This window comes from Oryzihumus sp. (assembly GCF_054325275.1).
Map to the genome: position 1 here is coordinate 1 of NZ_JBTCWL010000119.1, position 5,816 is coordinate 5,816.

Here is a 5,816-nt window from a genome sequence, read left to right on the forward strand (position 1 = left end):
GCCGTCCGGCGTGGCACCTGCTACCACGGAGCTGGTCTCGATCTCGACGCCCGCCTGCTTCGCGGCGTCGGCCAGCGCGGCGTGCAGGTCGCGGCGGACGACGGTGTAGAGACGACCGTCCCGCAGCCACTCTCGCTGCAGCAGCCGCTGCTTGTGGTCGCGCAGCTCCGGGCTGTTGATGCGCTCGCCACGGGCGGCGACCGCGTCGTAGGCCCCGATGTCCTCCAAGGCGCGCAGTGCGTTCTCCCAGAGGTAGATGCCGGCGCCGATCTCGCGCAACTCCGACCCACGCTCGTGCACGCGCACGGACCAGCCGCGCTGCGCGAGGGCCGTCGCCAGGGTCAGCCCCGCCAGTCCTGCGCCGGCAACTTCAGCATGCCTCTGGGTGCTCACGTGTCTCCTCGGAAATGCGGTGCCCAGTCGGGCCGAATCTGTAGTGTGACTTCAGTTTCGGTGACGCTACTTCAGGAGTGGTCCACCGCACAAGCCGCTACACCGTGTCGACCCCGCTAGAGTCGGGCCGCCCCCTTGGAACGGACGAACGGCGATCGGTGACCAGCACTTCTGCAGACCCCGCGGACAACCTCGGCGGGCGGTTACGCGAGCTCCGTCGGCGCCATCACGTCACGTTGCGCGAGGTGGCAGAGGCGTCCGGGGTGTCGGAGAGCTTCGTCTCCCAGGTCGAGCGCGGCGTCGCCAACCCGTCGATGGCCTCGCTGCGCCGCATGGCAGAAGCCCTCGGCGAGAGCGTTGCCTCGTTGTTCGTCGGCTCGGAACCGACCGGCATGGTGGTCCGAGCCGGCGAGCGCAAGCGGCTGGCACATCCGGCCGGCTCGCTGGACGACTACCTGCTGACCCCGCCGGGCGCGAAGACGCTGCAGATCGTCTACTCCGCCGTGGCGCCGGGTGACAACTCCGGCGAGGAGCCGTACACCCACCCGGCCGACGAGGAATGCGTGATCGTGCTGGCGGGTCGGCTGGAGGTGACCAGCAACGGTCAGGCGTACGTCCTCGAGGAGGGCGACTCATTGCTCCTGGATCCGCGCCTGCCGCACGGATATCGGAATCCCGGTGATGAGCCGGCCCGCTCCATCTGGGTGATGAGCCCGCCGATGTACTGACGGGTCGATCGGCGGAGGGCCTCGATCTCGACGCGTGGCTCGGCGGCGTACGCGGACACCCCGGCGCGGCCGACGGACGGTAGGTCGTCACGACACCCGAAGACCTCTCGAGGAATTCCGAGGGCCGACCGGCTCGTCCACCCTGCGCCGCGCGCTGGTCGCGCTGCTCCTGGCCTCCGTGAGTTACACCACCACCTGCACCACGGATCGCGTCGTGCCGACCGACGCTATGAAGGGCGGCTATCGGCCTGGATGCGCGAACACCTGGTCGGAGCATCGGTGAGCCGCCCCCTTCTCCCCCGCGCAAGGCTGCGGCATCCTGGGGGCCGGGATCACCGGCGGTCGCTCCCAGTCCCGGAGTGACCGACCGCCGGAAGACCCCGGTCAGGAGAACAGGGCGATGAGCCTGTCCGTCCCACCTTCCCGCGCAACCCGCTGGGACCCGTTCCGCGAGCTGGATGATCTCTACGACCGCATGAGCCACCTGTGGGAATCGGCCCGCACCGCCCCACCCGAGCAGTGGGTGCCGCTGGCCGACGTCGAGGAGACCGACGACGCCTACGTCATTGACGTCGAGCTGCCCGGGGTCGCCGAGTCCGACGTCACCATCGAGGTCAACGGCCGCGAGGTGACGGTGACCGGTGAGCTCAAGGAGCGGGAACGCAAGGGCATCCTCCGCCGGCGAACCCGCCGCGTCGGCGAGTTCGAGTACTCGGTGACCCTGCCGGGCGACATCGACCCGGAGAACGTCGACGCACGCATGCACAACGGCGTCCTGACGATCACCGTGCCCAAGTCGCAGCGGTCGATCCCCCGCAAGATCTCCGTCTCCTCCAGCTGACGTCGGCTCCCGGTCTTCCGCCGCAGCGGGCAGCGCCGGGCCACCCGGGAGCGGCCCTTCCGGTCGCCTCCCGGGTGACGTCGTCGGCGGGACGTGGTCGGCTCAGCCCGGTGGTTCGGGGGGCAGAGGGAAGCGCAGGTGCGCCAGAGGGCTGCGCGCTTCGGGCGCGACGCCGTCCTCGAGGGTGTGCACCGTGCCGCTGTCGCGCAGCACGCTCTGCAGCATCTCGTCGACGATGTCCGGCGTGCGGCGCAAGGGCCGGCCGTCGACCGGGCAGACCTCGCCCTCCTCGCCGAGCCAGCCGCACCCGTCGCAGACGACCCCGGGGGCCTCGTCCTGCTCCCGCAGGAACAGGGTGTCGATCGCCTTCGAGGACGCGGCCCACAGGCACGTGTGCAACCCGGTGACGCCGAGGCCGCCCATCGCCTCGACCTCGAGGACGTGCTCGACCCCCTGCTGCTCCCGGTCGCGCTCCCAGCGTTCCAGCACCTCGTCCACCTGGACCTCCAGCGCCTTGCGGTCGTCCACCGACGGATCGGTGAACGTGCCGGCGAGCCGCTGGCGCAAGCGGTCGGGGAACTCCTCGAGGAAGCCGGACACCCGCTCGCCGTGCCCGGCGACCACCAGCAGGTCGTAGCTCTCGTCCGCCCCGACGTCCCGCGGCGAGCGCCCCTCCACGACCTCCTCGTACTGCACCTCGTGGTCCAGCTCGGGGAAGAAGAGCTTCTCCAGCCTGGCGATCACGTGCCGGAAGTGCTTCTTCGCCAGCTCGGTGACCTTGTGATGGGTCGTGTACTCCTGCCCCCCGAAGCGTCCGCCGGTGTGGTCGGCGTCGCGCAGAACCCGGTCCTCCACCTCGTCGATCCGGACGAGCTCGTCGTCCCGCCCGACGCGGTGCTCCCAGAACACCGCGTGACCGCGGTCGAGGGTGACCACGCAGACCCGGTGGTCCTTGTCGAGCATGGCGGCGATCGGTCGCACCCACGGAGTCGCGTCGACCAGCGCCCGCTCCCTCGGCTCCCGGGGCAGCTCCACCGACTCGAAGAAGTCCCGCGCCGAGCAGCAGAACAGGCCGACACCGTGCGGACGCCAGTGCTCGTCCGCGACGACCTCGCGCAGCCGCTCGATGTCCTGCCGGATGGACAGCCGGGTCTCACGGTCGAGCTCCCGGTTCTCGACCAGGGGATCGAGACCCTGCAGCAGACTGTTGACCCGGGCGCGGACGTGCACCTTCTCCTTCGGGTCCACGGGGGCGGCGGCGTACACCGAGACCACGGGTGGACCGCCGTCGGCCCGGAAGTCGAGAAGGCGGTCGAGAGCGGCTCGAGCGATCATCGGATCTCCCGCGTGTGCGAGGGCACCCGAGGGGCTCGCGCCGGGCCCGGGTGCCTGAGCCGTGCCGTGGAGCCGTCGGGCGCACTCTGCTCAGGTGTGCCGGCCGCTGGCTCAGCCCTCCACCGGGCCGGACCGTACGTCACCCGTGCCGCCCAGGTCCAGTGGTGGATCAGCCGATTACGCGGTGGCGCGCAGCTCCCGGGCGCGCACCCAGCCGACCAGGCAGCACAGCGCCGCATGACCCCCGTCGCCGGCGGGGTGAGGGGGCCGGACACACCCGACAGGAGCCCGGGAGGTGCCCACCATTGGTCGCTCCCGTCCGGTGAGGAGGAGTCCCGGCTCCTCGTGGGAGGCAACCGCGCCGCGGACGCCCTGGTCAGCCCCGGCTGTGCGGGCGCTCGGCCCGCCGAGTCAGCGGTCATTGCCCGATCGGAGGTGCCGGTCCCGTCTTCTCCGGCGAACAAGGCGAGCAACTACGAGCCACCGCCGTCGTCGTCGGGGATGGTGCGCGGCGATGCGGACACCTCGCCGACGGGGGTGGGGCTGGGGGGAGCGAAGGGGCTGGCCTCAGCCCGTGGGGGTCGAAGCGATGGGGCCAGGTCGCGGGGACCGATGCCAGGCGCAACCGGCTGAGCGGAGGGTGTGCTGTGGGCTGGGCTCTGCTGCGGCCGAGTCGCCGGGTCTGGTCCGAAGGCGAAGCCGGCTATCGCGGCGAGCGCGGCGAAGGCGGCCGCGGCGAGCAGGACGTCGTTGAGCCCGCTGGCGGTGCCGGCGCGCGCGGCGTGGGTCACCGCGACGCGGGCGGCGGGCGGGACCGCGGTGGCCACCCGGGTGCCGGCGCCGGAGGCGACGGCGGCAGCCAGCCGCTGGGCGGTGCCGGCCGGCGCGGGCAGGGCCGCGAGGGCGTGCAGCGTGGCGGCGGTGACGCGCGAGGCGTACAGGGCGCCGAACACGGCCACACCAGTGGCGGTGCCGACCTGGCGCAGCGTGTTGACCAGGCCGGAGGCCATCCCGGCCCGGGCCGGCTCCACCGCCGCGAGCGCTGCCGAGGCCAGGGCGGTGGAGGTGATGCCCAGCCCCGCTCCGGCGAGGATGAGGCCGGGCAGCAGCACCGGCCAGGTGGACGTGGCGCTCAGGTGCGCCATCGCGGCCAGCCCGGCCGCGGCCAGGACCATGGCCACACCCAATAGCACCCGCATCCCGACCCTGCCGATCAGCCGGCCGGTCAGCAGGGCGACGGCGAAGGAGGCCAGCGACAGCGGCAGGAACCGCAGCCCGGCCTGGATCGGGGAGTAGCCGAGGGTGTTCTGCACGTACAGCGACAGATAGATGATCATCCCGATGACCGTCGCCGAGATCGCGAACGCCACGAACCCGGTCGAGGCGAAGCTGCGCCGGCCGAACAGCCGCAGATCGGCCATCGGTGCGGCGGCGAGGCGCAGCTCGTAGAACACCTACCCGGCGAAGGCCACAGCCGCGGCCGCGAGCAGGGTCACGATCGTCGGGCTCCCCCAGCCGACCGCGTTGCCGCGGATCAGCGCGAACATCAGCGCGGTCAGCGCTGCGGTGATCAGGGCCGTGCCCACCCAGTCGGCCCGGCCGCCGGACGGGTTGCGGGATTCGCGCAGCATCGCCACCCCACCGGCGAACGCCGCGACGCCGATGGGCAGGTTGATGAAGAAGATGGACCGCCAGCCCAGGAGGTCGGTGAGCACGCCCCCGGCCAGCGGCCCGATGGCGCTGGCAGCGCCGAGCGTGGCGCCGAAGACGCCCAGCGCCCGGGCCAGGGCCACGCCGGAGAACTCCACGCGCAGCAGCGGCGTCGCGGTGGCGAACAGCACCGCGCCGCCGACCCCCTGCAGCGCCCGGAACAGCTGGAGCGCCAGCGCGGTGGGGGCCAGCGCACACGCCAGCGACCCGGCGGTGAAGATGACCAGGCCGATCAGGAACAGCCGGCGCCGGCCCAGCCGGTCCCCCGTCGTCGCGGCCGGCAGGAGCAGCACGGCCAGCACCAGGGCGTAGGCGGCGCTGACCCACTGCAGGTCCGCCAGGCTGGCGTGCAGCTCCCGCTGGATCGAGGGCAGCGCCACGCTCACCACGGTGATGTCCAGCAGCAGCATGAACACCGCCGTGCAGACCAGCACAAGCGTCCAGCGCTGACGCGACGACGTCCCCGGCGCCTCGGCCACCTGTTCCACCATCGGACCTGTTTCTTCCTGTCAGAGAGCTCCGACGCGGTCGCCGAGGTCGAGTGCGAGCAGGTTCATCGGCGGCGCGTCGATCACCACGCCCAGCACGCCGGTGTCCGTTCCGGCGACGCGCAGCGTGCGGTACCGGCTGCTTCCTGGTGCGTCGGCGCTCACCTGGGCTTGGGGACGAGGGCGGGGGCGAAGAAGTCGGCGAGCAGTCGGTTGACGCGCTCGGGCTGGTCGTGGTGGACCCAGTGCGAGGCGTCGGGCACACGCTCGACGCGGTCGAGGTTGGGGACGTCGTCGTGGTCGGGCTCGGCCAGGTCGGGA

General features: G+C 72.3%; 5 protein-coding genes and 1 pseudogene. 2 read left to right on the plus strand and 4 right to left on the minus strand.

The window, feature by feature from the left end; all coding sequences use genetic code 11:
- The coding region (locus ACXVGS_RS18620; protein ID WP_458537352.1) for an FAD-dependent oxidoreductase at positions 1 to 393 on the minus strand (393 nt) is incomplete at its 3' end.
- A gap of 158 nt (positions 394 to 551) precedes the next feature.
- On the opposite strand from ACXVGS_RS18620, the gene ACXVGS_RS18625 reads away from it, so the two are divergent.
- Positions 552 to 1,121 carry a helix-turn-helix domain-containing protein gene (locus ACXVGS_RS18625; protein WP_458537353.1) on the plus strand — a complete coding sequence of 190 codons (570 nt, stop codon included), beginning with the start codon at positions 552 to 554 and terminating at the stop codon, positions 1,119 to 1,121.
- Between the two features lie 400 nt (positions 1,122 to 1,521).
- Positions 1,522 to 1,962 carry an Hsp20/alpha crystallin family protein gene (locus ACXVGS_RS18630; protein WP_458536430.1) on the plus strand — a complete coding sequence of 147 codons (441 nt, stop codon included), beginning with the start codon at positions 1,522 to 1,524 and terminating at the stop codon, positions 1,960 to 1,962.
- 102 nt (positions 1,963 to 2,064) lie between these two features.
- Here ACXVGS_RS18630 and ACXVGS_RS18635 read toward each other — a convergent pair whose 3' ends face one another.
- The 3 genes and pseudogenes from ACXVGS_RS18635 to ACXVGS_RS18645 all read right to left on the minus strand — a co-directional run bounded on the left by ACXVGS_RS18635 (position 2,065) and on the right by ACXVGS_RS18645 (position 5,660).
- Positions 2,065 to 3,297 carry a baeRF10 domain-containing protein gene (locus tag ACXVGS_RS18635; RefSeq protein WP_458537354.1) on the minus strand — a complete coding sequence of 411 codons (1,233 nt, stop codon included), beginning with the start codon at positions 3,295 to 3,297 and terminating at the stop codon, positions 2,065 to 2,067.
- Between the two features lie 473 nt (positions 3,298 to 3,770).
- Positions 3,771 to 5,498: pseudogene (locus ACXVGS_RS18640) on the minus strand (DHA2 family efflux MFS transporter permease subunit).
- Positions 5,499 to 5,516: 18 nt separating this feature from the next.
- Positions 5,517 to 5,660, minus strand: coding sequence for a hypothetical protein (locus ACXVGS_RS18645; RefSeq protein WP_458536432.1), 144 nt, complete (start codon positions 5,658 to 5,660; stop codon positions 5,517 to 5,519).
- Positions 5,661 to 5,816: the final 156 nt, after the last annotated feature.